The sequence below is a fragment of the Nocardiopsis sediminis genome (assembly GCF_042650565.1).
GTDB lineage: Bacteria > Actinomycetota > Actinomycetes > Streptosporangiales > Streptosporangiaceae > Nocardiopsis_B > Nocardiopsis_B sediminis.
Genome location: NZ_JBHSBH010000007.1, coordinates 85,513 through 101,189 on the forward strand (window position 1 = coordinate 85,513; position 15,677 = coordinate 101,189).

A 15,677-nucleotide genomic window follows, 5' to 3' on the forward strand; every position below is an offset into this window, starting at 1 on the left:
GGCACCGCCCGGGCGACCCGGCGTGTACGGCCGCCGTGACGCTCTGGAACGGTGCGGTGAGCAGCCGGCCCGCCCTGGTCGTGCGGCCGCGCACCGGGGCGGAGGTCGCCGTCGGCAGCGGGGTGCAGGCGGATGAGCACCATGCCGTCCGCGGGTCCGGGTTTGTCCCCCGTGCGAGCCACACACAGGTGTCCACTGTGCGGTGACGACCCCGGATCGCCGAATCCGTAGCGTCGTCCCCAGTCGCGGCGCCCCGCCCGCAGAGCACGGGCGACACCGTCCGGCGCCCGTCGCCAGCACCCCCCGATTCGCCTTCAGGAGGCCCTCATGCTCCCCACCGTCCGCCATGCCGCTGTCACGGCACTGTGCTGCTCCGTGGCCGGCACCGGGCTCGCCGGATGCTCGGTGGTATCCCAGGTGCAAGACGAGGTCCAGACCGACCTGGAATCGGCCGCCGAGGAGGTGGCGACCAATGGGGAGCTGTTCACCGGAACGAAGACGCTCGACGTCGACGGCGGTTCGCTCAACCTCTCCTGCTCCGGCACCCCGGCCGATGACCGGCCGGTCATCGTCCTGATGGCCGGGATGGGCGACGGGCTCGACACCATGGCCGACCTCCAGCGGACCCTGAGCGAAACGGACCGGGTCTGCTCCTACGACCGGTTCGGCGAAGGCGAGAGCGACGCGCCGCAGGGCCCCCAGAGCATCGCCGATGCAGGCGAGACCCTGACCGCCGTCCTCGACGACATCGCCCCCGACGGTCCGGTCGTCCTGGCCGGCCACTCGCTGGGCGGACTGATCGCCGCCCGCTACGCCCCCGACCACCAGGACCGCGTCGCCGGGCTGGTCCTGATGGACGCCACCTCCCCGACGATGCTGGACGACATCACCGGCGTCATCCCCGAGTCGGCCACCGGCGCCGGCGCCGAGGTGCGCGCGCAGAACCTCGCGCTGTTCCAGGGGGAGAACCCGGAGCAGATCACGATCGACAGCGACGCGGAGGTCCGCTCCGCCGGAGACATCCCGACCGAGGTCATCCAGCACGGCGTCCAGTACCTCGGCGAGATCCCCGAATACGGTGACGAGCTGGAACGCGTGTGGACCGAAGGCCAGGAGAAGTGGCTCGAGGTCTCCGGCGGCAGCCGGCTCAGCACCGCCGACGAGGCCGGCCACTACATCCACACCGACCAGCCCGAGGTCGCCGTCGAGGCCATCCAGCGCGTCACCGACCAGGCCGCCGGCTGAGAGACCCGGGCGTGGCCAGGGCACGGGGGGCACGTCGCATCGCCGCTCCGGGCCCGGCCACCGCGAACCGACCGGCCACAGCCGTCATCCCACCACCAGGGGATCGCCCCCGGTCGGCCGTCCGATGACGGCCGGTGACGGCCGGCCCGACTCAGGCTCGGGCGCCCCCATATATACGACTTCCGAAGGGAGGGAGCACCCGTGTCGTGGAGCACCCGTGAAATCGCCGATCTCGCCGGCATCAGCCTGCGGACGGTACGCCACTATCACGATGTCGGCCTGCTCGACGAACCCGAGAGGCGCGCGAACGGATACAAGAAGTACGGCGTCGTCCACCTCGTCAAGGTGCTGCGCATCAAGCGCCTGACCGACCTCGGGTTTTCTCTGTCCCGGATCGCCGATATGGAGGACACCGGCTACCCGACGGCGGAAGACCTGCGTACGCACGACACCGAACTCGCCGCCACCATCGAACGGCTCCAACGGGTCCGCCACGAAGTCGGCCTCCTCCTGACCGGGTCCGGGTCCGGGTCCGATCCGACCCAACCGCCCGCCGCACCACCCGCCGAAGCGCCCCCCGCCGGTTGCCAGTCCCGGACCGCGAAAGCCCGGCCGTTCGCCCACCGTCGCCCCCTCCCAGGACCCGGGCTCTCCAGGTCGGCGGGCCCGGGCCGACAAGCTGCGGGCGATCCGGCCTGACCTCGCGGCCGCCGTGCCCGATCGCATGCGGCCGCTCAACGGCGATCGACCGGCTCCGTCCACGACGGCATAAGGGTGGGTCCAACGAAGGATGTGACCTGGCTCATGGTTTCGTCGGCTTGAGTGTGCCGTAGCGGCATACCGTACTTCTGGTACTCGCCTCCCGCGCCACGGACACCGACCAGAGGAGCGAGACACCATGGGTGCGACGCCCCCGCGCTGCCACTTCCCGCCCGCTTTCGCCATGGGCGGGAACAGGCGCGCTCCCGGTGCCGCTCCGGCCCGCGCAAGCGATCGGCCCTCCCCCTCGTCCCCGGGCGCCACCAGTGACACCACGTCACTGCCTCACGGCGGAAAACGTCATAGCGGAGTGGTGACGCGGCTCCACTGCCGGATGCGCGCGCATACCGCTGGAATGAAGGACATGCCCCCGCACGATCCGCCGGCACGGAACGCCTGAAGGGCGATCACCGGCAGGGGCGGCACCGACCGCCCGCGTGCACGGCAGACCTGCGCCCCGGCCGCGCAGCACCGCCCGAGACCAGCAACAACACGGAGTCCCATCATGTCGACCGCTCACCCCCACCCGCCGGCCCCGACCGGCACCGGCTCCCCGGCACGGCCGGGCTTCATCGAGTGCCTTCTCGGCCTGATCGCCATGGTCGCCGCCACCGCCGTCCTGCCGTTCCTGGGGCCGTTCGGCCTGGGCCTGGACGAGGACCCGGTGGTCTACGGGCTGCTCGTGGCCGCCTGGTCGGGCGTCGTCGGCCTCATCGGCTTCGCCGCGGCCGCGCTCATCCGCATCCGCTCCTGGGGCGCGTTCAGCGTGCGCCGCACCACCTGGCGCTGGATGGCGCTGGGGGTCCTAGGCGGGCTGGTCGCCCTGGTGGCCAAGTACGTGCTGGTCTCGGCCGTCACGATGTTCACCGACTTCGGCGACACCGACCCTCAGGGCATGTACTACGACGCGGCGGGCGGCGGCGCGCTGGCCGGGGTCCTGACCCTGCTGTTCCTGGCCGTGCTCACCCCCATCGGCGAGGAGTTCCTCTTCCGCGGCGTGATCACCAACGCCCTGCTGCGCCACGGGCCCCTCATCGGCGTCCTCGGCGGCTCGGTGATCTTCGCCCTCGCCCACGGGATCAACATCATCCTGCCCGTGGCGATCCTGGTGGGCATCATCGCCGCCGAGCTGATGCGCCGCAGCGGATCGATCTGGCCCGCGGTCGCCGTGCACGCCGTCAACAACGCGGTGCTGCCGCTGCTGGTGATGGTCACCGGCTACTCCGGACCCAGCTGACCCGCCGCACGGGTCCGCCATTCAACGTTCATACGGCGCCGCGACCCCGCGCCGTATGAACCGCCTTTTTTTGTCAGAACACCGTCTCAATGGAGGAAGCCGTGACCCGCAACAGATTCGGAAGATCCGCCGCGATTGTGCTGTCCTGCGCCGTTGCCGGCGCGGGACTCGCCGGCTGTTCCGCGGAGGAATTCGGGGAGGCTGCGGGTCAGGCCGCGGAGGACATCGGGGAGTCCGCGGGCGAGGCCGCGGAGGGCGTGGGCGAAGCCGCCGGAGGCGCCGCGGAGGAACTGGTCACCGGCACCCGGACCGTCACCGCAGGAGACCACGAGGTGAACGTCTCCTGCTCCGGCGACCTGGCCGGCGACCGCCCGACCATCCTCCTGCTGCACGGCGGGGGCGACGACCTCACCACGATGGCCGACTTCCAGGAGGCGCTGAGCGCCGACGGCCGGGTCTGCTCCTACGACCGGCTCGGCGCGGGCGGCAGCGACCAGCCCGACGGCCCCCAGGACTACGGCGACATCGGGACCACGCTGACCGCCGTGCTCGACCACGTCGCCGGGGACGGCCCGGTCGTGCTGGCGGGGCATTCGATGGGCGGGCTGATCGCCGCCCGCTATGCCCCCGACCACCAGGACAGGGTCGCCGGCCTGGTCCTGCTGGACGCCACCTCGCCGACCGCCGTCGCCGACCTGGAGAGCCGGATCCCCGAGGACGCCACCGGCCCCGCGGGCGAGCTGCGCGCCCAGACGCTCGCGATCTACGGCGGGGAGAACCCCGAACAGCTCGTCTTCACCGACGGCGAGGTCCGCTCCGCCGGCGACATCCCCGTGCAGGTCATCCAGCACGGGCAGCAGTACCTCGCCGAGGTCCCCGAATACGGGCAGGGCCTGGAGGAGGACTGGACCAAGGGCCAGGAGGACTGGCTGAACGTGTCCGGCAACAGCGAGCTGAGCACCGCCGAGAACGCCGGGCACTACATCCACGTCGACCAGCCCGAGGCCGCCCTCGAGGCCGTCGAGCTCGTCGCCTCACAGGCCACCGGCTGAGGCGCCGGCACCCGGTAGCCCCTACCCCGTAGCCGGTAGCCGGTAGCCGGTAGCCGATACGGCAACGTGCGCCCCCGGCAGTCGCGACGACTGCCGGGGGCGCACCGTCTCACGGGTGCGGCATGCGACCCAGCGGCGCCCACCCGTGCCGCGCCGGGTCGCCGTCACCCCCTATCCCTGCGCCACCGAATCCAGCCGGCTGTGCCGCAGGCGCAGCGCGCGCTCCGCACTGGCCGCCGTGGCACCGAGCGCGAGCATGATGTTGAGCCATGCCGGCAGCCGGACGGGCGAGGTGAACGTCCCGAAGCGCTCGGCCACGGGGGGCGGCTCGAACGCCACTTCGGCCAGCTGCGGGATGAGGAGCAGAGCGGGCACGACGAGCAAGGCCAGCGACAGCAAGCCGATGCAGCGGCTCAGCACGGGGCGCTCGCGGTCCAGGCGTCGTCGTTCTCCAGCCGCAGATAGAACAGCGCCCGGGACGTGGGCTGCCACCAGCGGAAGGGCTTGAGCCGGCGCCCGTTCCCGGGCTTGACCCGCTGCGCGGCCAGGCGCCGTGACCATTCCTCGATCATCTCGGGTTCCTTACTCATCACGCGTACACGCCTCGGCGGCATCGGGGCCGGCCCGGACACCGTTACCGGGTCGCGGGCCGGCACTAGCTCAGGCCGGGCAGGACGTGTCCTGTGCCGGCAGGTCGCCCTCGACCAGGAAGGCCGTGGCCACCTCCTGCGCGCAGGGGTTGTCGCCGTAGACGTAGGCACCGTGGCCGCTGCCGTCGACGCTCACCAGCCGGGACCGCTGCCCGAACTTCTCGCGGAGCATCTGGCCGCCGAGGTGCGGTGTGACCGGGTCGCGCAGGTTCTGCATGATCAGGACGTTGCTCGGCCCGTCGTCGGTGATCTCCACCGGCGGCTCGGCCGGTCCCTGAGACCAGAAGGCGCAGGGCATGATGTTGGCGCCGGCGGGGCCGTACACCGGGTACCGCTCCCGGTCCTCGGCGACGCTGCGCCGGTAGGTGTCGACATCTTCAGGCCATTCGACGTCGTTGCAGGTCACGGCGAGGAACACCGACCAGGTGTTGTCGAACGGCGACGGCTCTGCCCGCGGCGCCGGCGCGGCACCGGCCGCGGCCGCGGGCGCGGGCACGCCGGCAGGCGGGGCCGCATCGAGCAGTTCCCCGACCGCCGCCCCGTCGGAGGCGAGTGCCAACTGCCAGATCTCCGCCGTCTGGGGGTAGGACAGCTCGCTGTAGAGTCCCACGAAGGTGGCCAGCCGGAAGAGGGCGCCATCGATGGGGCCGTCTCCCGTGTCCACCGGGTTCTCGTCGAGCCGCTCGGCGAGCTCGAAGTAGGTCGCGCGCACCTCCTGGGGCGAGGCGCCCAGGCCGTACTCGTCGTGGCGCTCGGCGGCCCAACGGGCGAAGTCGGGGAAGGTCTCCTCGGCGCCCAGACCGTACCTGCGCATCCCCTCGTGGTCGAGGTGGGTGTCGCCGATGTTGCTGTCCAGCACGATCCGGTCGGAGCGCTCGGGGAACATCGAGGCGTAGGCGGCCCCCAGCGCCGTCCCGTAGGACAGCCCGAAGTAGCTGATCTTCTCCTCGCCGAGCGCGGCGCGGATCCGGTCCAGATCGCGGGCCATGTTGGCCGTCGACACGTGGCGCAGCAGCCCGTCGTCGTCGTTGTCCGCACACTGGTCGGCGGCGGCCTCCGCCACCGCGGCGTGCTCGGCGACCGCCGCGTCGTCGACGGCGTAGGGCGGGATGTTGCCGCGGTAGTCGGTGGTGAACCCGCAGTTCACCGGGGATGAGTGCCCGACTCCGCGGGTGTCCATGCCGATCAGGTCGTAGCTGTTAACGGCGTCGGCGGGCATGCCCAGGGAGACCAGGTCGGCGGGCATCGACAGCCCGGACCCGCCCGGGCCGCCCGGGTTGAGCAGCAGCACGCCGCGCCTCTTGTCCGGGTCCGGGCTGGCCAGCCGCGACACCATGATCTCGATCTCGGTGCCCTCGGGATCGCTGTAGTCCACCGGCACCGGCACGGTGCCGCACTCCAGCTCGGGCGCCTCGGCCGCCACGTCCTCGGGGCAGGCGCCCCACTCCACCTGCCCCGCCGCCTCTCCGCCCCGGTCGCCGGCCGCCGGTTCTCCGCCCTGGTCGGCGGCCGCACTCGGCACCGCGACCAGCGGCCAGACGAGGACCATCGCCGCCAGCGCGGTCCGGGCTGTTCTACGCCTTCGTTCCATATCCATCCTCACGTGTATCGATCCCGGCGCCGCTGCTCGCCCACGGCCCCCGCCGAGCCGTTCGGGCGGGGACAAGGCCCACGACCGTCCCCGTGGGATCGGGGGACAGCGGATATCGAGCCGGGGATGAAGGGGGGCCGGTCGTCGTGGGGGGGCGGCACTCCGAACCTAATCCGCGGCGGATCCGTGACAGAGTGTCACGGGTCACGGGTTTTCTCCGCGCCTCGCACGGGTCGGGCATGACAGATGTCATTCATCGGTGCACCGGAAAATCCCTCGCCCTTACGCGCCTCGCCCGGTACGGTCGCCGAGGCGTTCCCACTGCGGTGGGCGTGAGATCCGCGCGGCCATCCAGGTCGTTCCCCGGCTGAGAGAAGGTGCCGTCGATGGCCTGCCGTATCAGTGAGCTGGTGCTCGGTTGCCGCGACCCTGAGGGGCTGGCGCGGTTCTGGTGCGAGGTCCTGGACTTCGTCGTGCTCGATCGCGAAGACGACGGCACCCTCGAGATCGGGCCGCGCGAAGGGTTCGGCGGGGCGCAGCCGACGATCATCCTCAGCCGCAGGGACGAGCCGGAGCCGGGCAAGCCCCGGCTGCACATCGACGTCAACGCCACCGACCGCGATCAGGGCGCCGAACTCGAACGCCTCCTGGAGCTCGGGGCGCGCCGGGCCGACATCGGCCAGACCGGCGAGGAGCCCTGGCACGTCCTCGCCGACCCCGAGGGCAACGAGTTCTGCCTGCTCAAGGCCCGCCTCAACCCGCTCTGACGGCTGCGCGGGCGCGGGGTTCCGGCCCCTAGACCTCGACCTTCATCGGGTCGCCGGTGGGTTCGGGCATGCCCGACTCCGGTTCCAGGGTGATGCCGATCTCGCGGGCCGAACCGAGGCCGTCGGCCATGCCCGCGAGCATGCCGTCGCCTGACTCCTGGAGCATCCCCGCCGAGCGCATGCCGTCGTCATCGACGTACCACATCTGGTACGCCCTCCCGCTGGGCGCCGGGGGCAGGCCCTCCACCACGATCATCACGGCGTCGTTGCGCTGGGAGGCCACCACGGTGGCGCGCGCGTCGCTCCGGCCGACCTGCGACGCGCGCATCTGGGCGTCGGAGGCCGCGAGCAGCGCCTCGACCTCGGCGCTGTGCGTCCGCATCTCCGACATGCGCATGCCCATGGACACGCTCGTGCCGCCCAAGGCGACGGCGATCAGCAGCGCCGCCGCGGCCAGGACCCACGGCAGGCGGGCCCGGGCCTGCGGTGACAGGGGGAACCTCCGTCGGCGCCGCGCGGCGTCGACGGCACCACCGGCGCGGGCACCGCCGGGGGCGCTTCCGTCGGGGGTGTTTCCGTCGGGGGCGCTTCTGTCGGGCTCCTCGGCCGCGGCCACCGGAGGAAGCTGGCGGATCTGCGGCACCGACGCGCGCAACCGCTGCCAGACGTGGTCCCCCGGCGCACGGGCGGCGCCGTAGGCGAGCCGGACCGTCGTCGCACGGAAGTCGTCCAGGTCGCGGCGGCAGTCGGCGCACTCCTCAAGGTGGCGTTGGGCGCGGCGGCGCTCGTCGTCGGCGAGCGCGTCCACGGCGTAGCCGGCCGTGAGCCCGTGGTCGTCGTGGTCCGGACGCGTCATGCGGTCACCCCCAGGCAGTCGCGGAGCCGGATGAGACCGTCGCGCAGCCGGCCCTTCACCGTGGTCAGCGGCACCCCCAGGACGTCGGCCGCCTCCCGCTGGGTGTAGCCGGTGTAGTAGGTGAGGCGCACCGTCTGCCGCTGGAGGTCGGTCAGGCGACGCAGGCAGCGCCGCACCTTCTCCCGTTCGAGCCGGTGCTCGACCTGGTCGGCGACGTCATCGGCCGCCGACGCCTCCGGGGCGAGCCGGCCCACCGCCGCCACGAGGGCGGCCGACGACTGCTCGGAGCGGACCCGGTCCACCGCGCGGCGGTGGGCGATGGTCAGCACCCACGCGCGCACACTGCCGCGCCGCCGGTCGAAGCGCGCCGCCATCCGCCAGACCTCGGTGAAGACCTCCTGCGTGACCTCCTCGGCCTGGGCGCGGTCGAGCAGGACCCGGGCGGCGAGCCCGAAAACGGGGCCCGACAGCTCGCGGTAGACCGCTTCGAATGCGTCGACGTCGCCGAGGGCGGTGCGGTGCAGGTGATCGGCGAGGTCGTCACCGTCGCCGGTACCGGGCCCGCTACCGGACCCGTCCTGGGGGTCGGCGGAATGCGCTTGCGTCGCGGGGCGGCCGCGCGCCGCGCCCAGCCCCGCCGGTATCGCCTGTTCCACCCGTGCCACCATCCTCATTCCCGCGCCCTGCCGCCGGCGCACGCCGGTCACCACTGTGGCATTCGGAGCCGTCCGGGATGAGGCGACCCCGCGCGGGAGAATTCTCCGGGCCGCCGCCGGACCGGAGCGGGTGGGGGCGGGCGCGGAGCGGACCGCCGAACGGGGCGTTGCCGTTTCGTGATGACGGAGCCGGTCGCCCTTCCTCACCGGGCTCCGAATCAGGGGCGTGTCCGATCTCAAGCTCGACCCTGCACGCCCTCCGGCGGGCGGCCCGCTCTCCCGTCGCTCCGTCGGTGCGCTGTCCGGTCTCGTCGCGGCGGGTGCCGGCCTGGCAGCGGCGGAGGTCGCGGGGGCCGTCACCCGGCCCGAGGCGACTCCCCTGCTCGTCGTCGGCGATGCGGTCGTCGACCTCACACCCCCGCCGCTGAAGGACCTCGCCGTCACACTGCTGGGCACGGCCGACAAGCCGGTCCTGCTCGCCGGCATCGCCGCCGTGCTGGCCGTGGTGGCCGCGCTCATCGGGATCGCCGCACGACGCCGGGACACCGTCGGCGCCTTCGGGGTCGCCGGGATCGCCCTCTTCACGTTGGCCGGGGCGGCCGCCGCGGTCACCCGCCCCGATGGCGGCACCTTCGACGCCCTGCCGAGCGTGCTGGGCGGCGCCGTCACCTACGTCGCACTGCGGCTCCTGCTCGCCTCGGCACCGCGGGCCCCCGAGGAACCCCCGTCCGGCTTCGACCGCCGCCGGTTCGTGCTGCTGGCCGGGGCCACCGCAGCGGCATCGGCCGCCGCAGGAGGCGGAGCCCGCTGGTATGCGTCGGCCCGGGCGGACGCGGCCGCCGCCGACCGCGCGATCCGGCTGCCGCGCCCGGCCTCGCCCGCCCCCGCGCTGCCCGACGGCGCCGAGCTCGACATCGACGGCCTGGCGTCCTTCTTCACCCCCAACGACTCCTTCTACCGGATCGACACCGCCCTGTCCGTCCCCCGCCTCGACGCCACCACGTGGTCGCTGCGCATCCACGGCCGCGGCGCGACCGAGCGCGAGTACTCCTTCGACGACCTGCTGGGCCGCCCGGACCTGATGGAACGCGACGTCACCCTGGCCTGCGTGTCCAACCCGGTCGGCGGTCCCTACGTGGGCAACGCGCGGTGGATCGGCGTGCCGCTGGCCGCTCTGCTGCGCGAGGCCGGGGTCCGTTCGCCAGCCGACGGCGGCCCCGCCGACCAGCTCGTGTCGCGCTCCTCCGACGGGATGACGATCGGCACCCCGGTCGCCGACGTGCTCGACGGCCGCGACGCGATGCTCGCGGTGGGCATGAACGGCCGCCCGCTACCGGTCGAACACGGCTTCCCCGTGCGGATGGTCGTGCCCGGGCTCTATGGCTACGTCTCGGCGTGCAAGTGGCTGGTCGAGCTCGAACTGACGTCGTTCGCCGACTTCGACGCCTACTGGGTGCCGCGCGGCTGGTCGGCCCGGGGACCGATCAAGACCCAGTCGCGCATCGACACCCCGCGCGACGGCGACCGGATCGCCCCCGGACGCGTCGCCGTGGCCGGGGTCGCATGGGCCCAACACGTCGGGGTCGATGCCGTGGAGGTGCGGATCGACGACGGCCCCTGGCAGCAGGCGCGCCTGGCCGAGGAGGACACCACCGATACGTGGCGCCAATGGGTCTTGGAGTGGGATGCCGAACCCGGCGACCACCGGATCAGCGTCCGCGCCACCGACCGCGATGGACGGACCCAGACCGGCGCCCAGGCACCTGTGGCCCCTGACGGGGCGACCGGACACCATGTTCTCGAAGTACGCGTGAACTGATCGAGGTGAGCGCGAACCGATCGCGGTGACCGTGGCCCGATCGGGGTCGCCGCCGCCCCCAAGACCCCGCGCCCGTCGTGGGCGCGGTGCGTGACGCGGTGCGCTCCGCACCCGGCACCCGACGAGATCACCCCCACCACGAAGAGGAGTCGAACATGTCCCTGTCCCACCCCACCCGAGACGAACTGCGCCGCCTGGCCGCGGCCGCCGGTCTCGCCCTGGCGGTCGTGCTGCCGCTGAGCGCATGCAACAACGGCGACGGCGACGCCGACGAGACCGTCTCCGAGTCCGGCGACTCCGGCGGCGGCGCGGAGACGAACGAGAGCATGGACGACGGAGAGGGAGAGCAGATGGAGGGCATGGAGGGCATGGACGACGGCGACGGTGAGCAGATGGACGACGAGAACGGGATGGGCGACGCCGACGACACGGACGGCGGGGAGCCCATGGACGACACGGACGAGATGGACGACATGGACGGCGACGGCAACTAGACCGTCCGGGTAACACCGTCCCGTGCGGGTGCGTCCGGCCGCGCCATGGGCGGCCGGGCCCGACAAGGCGCTACCCGCCTTCGCGGACCGGGACCCGTTGGACCGAGCCGAGGCGGGCGATCGGTCCGCCTTCATCGGCATGTTCGGCTGGGAGGCGTGGCCGACCGGGCTACAGGACGGTCGCGGACGAGAGCGTCTGTGTGACGTGACCGGCGACCATGACCGCCTCAAGGACCATCGCGAGGACGGACAGGATCGCGCCCGCCACGGCCAGCGGCTTGCCGCGGCGGTGGCCGATGCAGGCGACGATCGCGGTGGCGAGTCCGGCCGACCAGAATGGGAAGGCGATGTAGGGGCGCACGCCGGTCAGGTCGATCGGGAGGAACGGCAGCACGCATCCCAGAAGGCCGAGGACCACCGCGGCCACGGCCGGCCCGGGCCCCTTGGGCCGGATCGGAGGCGCTCCGCCCGGCCACCCGGTGGCATTGGGGCCGGTCCAGGGCTGTTGCGGATGAGGGTGCGGCGGCATCGGGCCCTGCGGCGGCATCGGAGCAGAGTACGCGGCGCCTTGGGCTCCCGCCTCCGGTTCAGGTGCCGGGCCGTCGGCCATGGGGGCTCTCCTCACGGGCAGGGCTGCTTCATTGCGCAGCTGCATACTAGCCGGGCGAACCTCGCCCGGACGGCGGCCCGACCGGCCGCCGTGCCCCCGCGACGGCGCGCACGGCGCACGAGGCGGCCGACGAGGGGGCACGGTGTGTGGCCGCCCGGAGTGGGCGGAGGCACCGCTGGGGCGGCTCCGGTGCGCCCGCTCCGGGCGGCCGGCGGCCTCACATCAGGTCAGATGCTCTTGTAGTGCCTGGCCTGCCGCCTCGCCTGCTCCATCCCTCCGCGGCCGCGGTAGGTGCCGGAGCTGAGGTTGCCTGAAGGGCCATCGCGCTTTTGCCGCTCGCGTTCGGCGGCCATGACCTGCTGGGGGGTCAGCCAGCCCTCCACATCGCGCCTATCCGCCTCCATCCGCTCCTGCTTGCGCTTGCCGAACAGGCCGCCCTTGCGCTTGACCGGCTTGAGGTTCTCCCGTTCCCTGAAGTTGTTGAGCTGGTCGGCGGAGAACCGCACCTTCTGCTCGACGACCAGGTGCCGTGGCGGCTTCCTGGGGTTCTCACCGATCGGGTGGAATTTCTCCCACTTTTTGGCGAACGCCTCGTCGAAGGCCTTCTCCACCCCCTTACGAAACTCCTTCAGGACGTCGTCGACGCTCTTGTACTTTCCTTTGACCTTTTTCCCGCTCACCGCATCTTTCTTGACCTTCTCGCCAAGCTTCTCGACACCCTTTTCGACTTCCTTCTTGGCCAGATCGACCACGTTCAGGATCGGCTGCGTGAGATGGATTTCGTTCATAATGCCCCCCTTCTCTATCGTGGATAAGCGGGTGCACTCCGCGCGGGGCGACGCGTGTTCCCCGCAGTCGGCCCGCGAACGGTCAGGGCGGGCGCGGGAACGGCCCCCTCGGCCGGTTCCCACCCCGATAGACGGGACGCCGCTCCTGCCGGTTTCATCTCCGCCCAACGATTTCCGGTCCCGACTTGCCATTTAACTGCAACCGTGGAAGTGTCAGTTTCCGCCGCGGTCCGACAACGTGCTCGGACCCCATCCGCATCAGACACGGCCCGACAGGAGTGAGCACCATGGCCCATGAACACGAGGTGAGCACGAGGGCCGAAGTCCGCGATCCCGCGACCTACGACCTCGTCATCCGCCGTGCACACCTCTTCGACGGCCACCGAGCACACGCCGGGCTCTACGACATCGCCGTCAGCGGCGCAGATATCGCCGCCGTCTCAGCGGAGCCGCTGAGGGGCCGGACGGAGGTGGACGCTGCCGAAGGATGGGTGATGCCGGGGCTGATCGACACGCACATCCACTTCTACGACGTCCACGGGGTGTCCGATCCGGAATCGATGCGGACGTTCGAGGAGGACGACCTTCCCGGCCGGCTCGGCCTGTTCCTCCGGCACGGGATCACCACCATCAAGTCGGTGGGCGATCCGACCGGGGGGATCCTGGAGACGCGCGCCAAGATCGCCGAGGGAACGCTACAAGGCCCGCGGCTCCTGGCGACCGGCTGCGGGATCACCGGGCGGGACGGGCATCCCGCGGCCACCGTCTTCGGCGGCAACCCTTGGGCGCGTGCACGGTTCACCGCCGAGATCGACAGTGCGCAGCAGATGCGCGACCTGGTGCACGATCTGGCCGACCGCAACGTGGACGCGATCAAACTCCTGTCGGAAGGTGCATGCGCGCACCCCGGATCACCGAAGTACGTCTGGCACAACGCCGCCTTCCCCGATGCCGTCGAGCTCGCCCGGCTCCCCCTCGATGTCCTTCGGGCGGGCATCGAAACCGGGCACGAGCGAGATCTCAGGGTGACCGTCCACACGACGCAGCAGGTCGCGGCGCGCGAAGCGATCGAGGCCGGCGCCGACGGCCTGGAGCACGGTGTCACGGTCGAACCCATCGCCGATGACGCGCTCGTCGAGCTGATGCGCGAGCACGACATCACCTACACGCCGACGCTCTGGGCCCACGACGCGACCCATCCGGACATCCGGGGCAACGTCAAGAAGGTCGCCGATGCCGGTGTGCGCATCGCCCTGGGCAGTGACACCTTCAGTGGCCGGGGCGTGTTCGGGGCGAACACGCTGGACGAGGCCGAGCTGATGGTCGCAGCGGGGATGACCCCCCTTCAGTCGCTGGTCGCAGGCACCAGTGGCGCTGCGCGGCAGTGCGCCCGCCCCGATCTCGGCACGGTGGCGCCCGGCAAGCGCGCCGACCTGATCGTACTGACCGCCGATCCCACCCAGGACATCGGCAACCTTCGCGAGCTCAGCGCCACGATCCTGAACGGCGAGGTCGTCGTCGACGAGCGCGGGCCGCGCCCACGGCGCACCTTCCCGTGACCCCGTACACCGGCCACGTCGGCATCGCCGGACGCGCCTGACCGAGGATCCGCCCTGGGCAGGGCAGCGGTGTCTGCCGGGAATGGGCACTGACCTCCATCGTCACCTCCCCATGCCGACCATGGCTGCGCTTTCGCGCCACAGCCGATCCCGGGCGCCGTGAGTGGTAACCCGGATCCAGCGGCCCGGCCACGCCGGAGATCCGGTGTCAGCGGGTAGGGATGGGAGCACTCCCGCCCCTTGGAGGTGGTCTCGTGGTCGTCCTGCTGGAGGTGGTCTTGGGGCTCGTCTTCCTGGCCGCCATCGTCCTCTTCGCCGTCACGGACGGCTTCGGGACGTGGTCCGGTTCGTCGGCGGACGGACGGGCCGGTGGAGACGGGCACGGCGGCCGGTCGTCCGACGACGGCGGAGGAAGCTGACCGCCGGCCGCGCGCGAAGGCGTGATCCCCGGCCGGCGTGCAGGGGACGGCACCCTCCCTGAAAGCCAGCACACATCCCCCTGTGACCCTTGACACTTTTCGATCGCCACGCGTACCCTCCCGTCTAGTTGTCTAGACAGATTTGCTTTGACTACGTCCTGACTTCAGCGACGGAGGACTACTGATGGCACCCCTCAAGGAAGCCCGCTACGAACTGGTCGAGATCCCCGAACACTTCGGCCCGGTCACTCTCGACGTCGATCCGCAAAAGGTTTTGGACTACGCCTACGCCCAGCACGACTTCGGCGACTGGTACTTCCGCGAGTCGCCGTTCGGCGGGCCGATCGGGCACCCCCTGGTGCTCGCCAACGATCTGCTGTTCCTCTTCTACCAGGGCTACGACGGCAACACCGCCCAGGGCCTGCACACCCACGAGACGCTGCGCTTCCGCTCGCCGGCCGCGGTCGGCGAGACGGTCACCGTCGAGGGCGCCTACACCGGCAAGTACGAAGCGCGGGGCCAGGGCTACGTCACCCTCGAGGCCACGGCGCGCGGCGCCGACGGCCGCGTGCTCGTCGAGCACGTGGGCAAGGAGATCATGCGCACCGTCGCCGGCGACATCGTCGGCAAGGGCCGCTCGGCCCAGGCCGGCCGCAAGCGCTCGGTGCTGGCGACCGTCGACGCGAGCGTCCCCGCGATCACCGCCGCCGCCCACGGCCTCCCCGAACGCGCCGGGATCCCCGCGCGCACCGTCGCCTTCACCCAGGACCAGATGTCGGTGTTCTCCTGGGCCGGCAAGGGCTTCGCCAACGTGCACACCAGCCGGGACAAGGCCGCCGAGACCGGCCTGGACCGCACCATCGTGCAGGCCCAGCAGCAGACCGGGCACATCATCGCCAACCTCGTCGACGTCTTCGGGGCGAGCTGGTTCACCAGCGGGGAGCTGGACCTGCGCTTCGTCTCGCCCGCCTACGTCGGCGACGCGCTCACCACCACCGGCGCCGTCCTCGGGGAAGCCGAGGGCCGCCTCGAACTCGAGGTGTGGGTCGAGAACGGCCATGGCACCAAGACCGCCGTCGGCTGGGCTTCCGCCCGGATCGACGATGACCCGGCTCGCCCCGTGCAGCTGATCTGACCGGCGTGTTCCGGATACCCCCGGACGTTCAGAGGAATCG

Annotated in this window: 17 protein-coding genes; 10 read left to right on the plus strand and 7 right to left on the minus strand. The window is 71.9% G+C overall.

All coding sequences use genetic code 11. From position 1 onward, the window contains the following. The first annotated feature begins 327 nt into the window (after positions 1 to 327). The 4 genes from ACFOVU_RS09365 to ACFOVU_RS09380 all read left to right on the plus strand — a co-directional run bounded on the left by ACFOVU_RS09365 (position 328) and on the right by ACFOVU_RS09380 (position 4,293). Positions 328 to 1,245 (plus strand): alpha/beta fold hydrolase, encoded by a 918-nt coding sequence (locus ACFOVU_RS09365; protein ID WP_378531898.1) that lies wholly within the window; start codon positions 328 to 330, stop codon positions 1,243 to 1,245. A 201-nt stretch (positions 1,246 to 1,446) separates the two neighbouring features. Further along, the gene (locus ACFOVU_RS09370) at positions 1,447 to 1,944 is read left to right on the plus strand and encodes a MerR family transcriptional regulator (RefSeq protein ID WP_378531900.1); all 498 of its coding nucleotides are present in this window, start codon (positions 1,447 to 1,449) and stop codon (positions 1,942 to 1,944) included. Positions 1,945 to 2,509: 565 nt separating this feature from the next. Next, positions 2,510 to 3,241 (plus strand): CPBP family glutamic-type intramembrane protease, encoded by a 732-nt coding sequence (locus ACFOVU_RS09375; RefSeq protein WP_378531902.1) that lies wholly within the window; start codon positions 2,510 to 2,512, stop codon positions 3,239 to 3,241. A gap of 101 nt (positions 3,242 to 3,342) precedes the next feature. Next, positions 3,343 to 4,293, plus strand: a complete 951-nt coding sequence (locus ACFOVU_RS09380; RefSeq protein ID WP_378531904.1) for an alpha/beta fold hydrolase — start codon at positions 3,343 to 3,345, stop codon at positions 4,291 to 4,293. Between the two features lie 171 nt (positions 4,294 to 4,464). Here ACFOVU_RS09380 and ACFOVU_RS09385 read toward each other — a convergent pair whose 3' ends face one another. From ACFOVU_RS09385 to ACFOVU_RS09395, 3 genes are all read right to left on the minus strand, one after another. Continuing rightward, positions 4,465 to 4,668, minus strand: a complete 204-nt coding sequence (locus tag ACFOVU_RS09385; protein ID WP_378531906.1) for a hypothetical protein — start codon at positions 4,666 to 4,668, stop codon at positions 4,465 to 4,467. A 38-nt stretch (positions 4,669 to 4,706) separates the two neighbouring features. Next, the gene (locus tag ACFOVU_RS09390) at positions 4,707 to 4,883 is read right to left on the minus strand and encodes a hypothetical protein (protein ID WP_378531908.1); all 177 of its coding nucleotides are present in this window, start codon (positions 4,881 to 4,883) and stop codon (positions 4,707 to 4,709) included. 70 nt (positions 4,884 to 4,953) lie between these two features. After that, positions 4,954 to 6,540, minus strand: coding sequence for an alpha/beta hydrolase (locus tag ACFOVU_RS09395; RefSeq protein WP_378531910.1), 1,587 nt, complete (start codon positions 6,538 to 6,540; stop codon positions 4,954 to 4,956). A gap of 380 nt (positions 6,541 to 6,920) precedes the next feature. Here ACFOVU_RS09395 and ACFOVU_RS09400 point away from each other — a divergent pair, with 380 nt between their 5' ends. After that, complete coding sequence (locus ACFOVU_RS09400) at positions 6,921 to 7,301, plus strand: VOC family protein (protein WP_378531912.1); 381 nt, start codon at positions 6,921 to 6,923, stop codon at positions 7,299 to 7,301. Positions 7,302 to 7,329: 28 nt separating this feature from the next. On the opposite strand, the gene ACFOVU_RS09405 is transcribed toward ACFOVU_RS09400, so the two are convergent. Both ACFOVU_RS09405 and sigK read right to left on the minus strand, forming a co-directional pair. Next, positions 7,330 to 8,157 carry an anti-sigma factor gene (locus ACFOVU_RS09405; RefSeq protein ID WP_378531914.1) on the minus strand — a complete coding sequence of 276 codons (828 nt, stop codon included), beginning with the start codon at positions 8,155 to 8,157 and terminating at the stop codon, positions 7,330 to 7,332. After that, on the minus strand, positions 8,154 to 8,822 hold the full coding sequence (gene sigK / locus ACFOVU_RS09410; protein WP_378532810.1) for an ECF RNA polymerase sigma factor SigK: 669 nt from the start codon (positions 8,820 to 8,822) through the stop codon (positions 8,154 to 8,156). Before sigK ends, ACFOVU_RS09405 begins: the two co-directional genes overlap by 4 nt. A gap of 217 nt (positions 8,823 to 9,039) precedes the next feature. On the opposite strand from sigK, the gene ACFOVU_RS09415 reads away from it, so the two are divergent. Both ACFOVU_RS09415 and ACFOVU_RS09420 read left to right on the plus strand, forming a co-directional pair. Next, a complete protein-coding gene (locus ACFOVU_RS09415) occupies positions 9,040 to 10,632 on the plus strand; it encodes a molybdopterin-dependent oxidoreductase (protein WP_378531916.1) in 1,593 nt (530 codons plus the stop codon). Between the two features lie 155 nt (positions 10,633 to 10,787). Beyond that, a complete protein-coding gene (locus ACFOVU_RS09420; RefSeq protein WP_378531918.1) occupies positions 10,788 to 11,126 on the plus strand; it encodes a hypothetical protein in 339 nt (112 codons plus the stop codon). A gap of 169 nt (positions 11,127 to 11,295) precedes the next feature. Here ACFOVU_RS09420 and ACFOVU_RS09425 read toward each other — a convergent pair whose 3' ends face one another. Further along, positions 11,296 to 11,553 carry a hypothetical protein gene (locus tag ACFOVU_RS09425; RefSeq protein WP_378531920.1) on the minus strand — a complete coding sequence of 86 codons (258 nt, stop codon included), beginning with the start codon at positions 11,551 to 11,553 and terminating at the stop codon, positions 11,296 to 11,298. 410 nt (positions 11,554 to 11,963) lie between these two features. Then, entirely contained in the window at positions 11,964 to 12,524 is a 561-nt protein-coding gene (locus ACFOVU_RS09430; protein WP_378531922.1) for a hypothetical protein, read from the minus strand. 287 nt (positions 12,525 to 12,811) lie between these two features. Between ACFOVU_RS09430 and ACFOVU_RS09435 the strand changes: the two genes are divergently transcribed. From ACFOVU_RS09435 to ACFOVU_RS09445, 3 genes are all read left to right on the plus strand, one after another. Next, positions 12,812 to 14,083, plus strand: coding sequence for an amidohydrolase family protein (locus tag ACFOVU_RS09435; RefSeq protein WP_378531924.1), 1,272 nt, complete (start codon positions 12,812 to 12,814; stop codon positions 14,081 to 14,083). A 254-nt stretch (positions 14,084 to 14,337) separates the two neighbouring features. Continuing rightward, complete coding sequence (locus ACFOVU_RS09440) at positions 14,338 to 14,502, plus strand: hypothetical protein (protein ID WP_378531926.1); 165 nt, start codon at positions 14,338 to 14,340, stop codon at positions 14,500 to 14,502. A gap of 184 nt (positions 14,503 to 14,686) precedes the next feature. Further along, entirely contained in the window at positions 14,687 to 15,637 is a 951-nt protein-coding gene (locus ACFOVU_RS09445) for a MaoC family dehydratase (protein ID WP_378531928.1), read from the plus strand. Positions 15,638 to 15,677 lie beyond the last annotated feature (40 nt).